The sequence below is a fragment of the Mesorhizobium sp. M0074 genome (genome assembly GCF_040322975.1).
Taxonomy (GTDB): Bacteria; Pseudomonadota; Alphaproteobacteria; order Rhizobiales; family Rhizobiaceae; genus Mesorhizobium.
In genome coordinates this window covers 1-626 of the sequence record NZ_JAMYUM010000098.1, presented here as the reverse complement: position 1 = coordinate 626, position 626 = coordinate 1, and the positions used below count along the sequence as shown (strand labels likewise).

Genomic DNA, 626 nt, shown 5'->3' with positions numbered 1-626 from the left:
GGTCGATGAGCAAGACCTCCCAGTCGGCGCGATCGCGCCTGATCCCACGCAAAATCCGTTTGCGTCCGGCCTCTATGGTGACTTTGCTGCAGGTTCGCCCGAACGCATAGGCGCCGGCGTAGATCGGGTTGGTGAGAATGTGGTGCACCGTATTGTAGACGGGCAGCTTCCAGACGATCGCCCTGTCCGCCGCGCGCGTGTAATTTACGGCAGGGAGCATAATGCCCTCGCGGCGCAACCACAGATGCACCTGCCGGATGCTCTGCAGTTCGTCGAAACGCCGGAATACAAGATCGATCGCCTCGCGGATCCGCAGGTCCGGGTCTTTCTCGACCCGGTTCCGGCCCGACTTGACGTAACCGATCGCCACCGTCAGGAAAAGTTCGCCCCGTCGTGCCTTCTGCTTCAGGGCTTCGATCGAGCGGGCCCGCAGGATCGAAAGCTCCAGTTCGCTCATCGTGCCCTTCATGCCGAGCAGCAGCCTGTCGTTGGGATGACGCGGTTCGTAGATGCCGTCCTCATCGATGATGAGCGTTCCGACAAGGCCGCAAAACTCGATGAGCGTATGCCAGTCCCGGCCATTGCGGGCCAGCCGGGAGGCTTCAATGGCGAGGACCGCACCAACC

The 626-nt window shown here is 62.0% G+C and carries 1 protein-coding gene; it reads right to left on the bottom strand.

The features are described from left to right. Positions 1-626 (bottom strand): recombinase family protein (locus NKJ73_RS34135; RefSeq protein WP_352572790.1); only part of this gene is annotated, 626 nt, incomplete at both ends.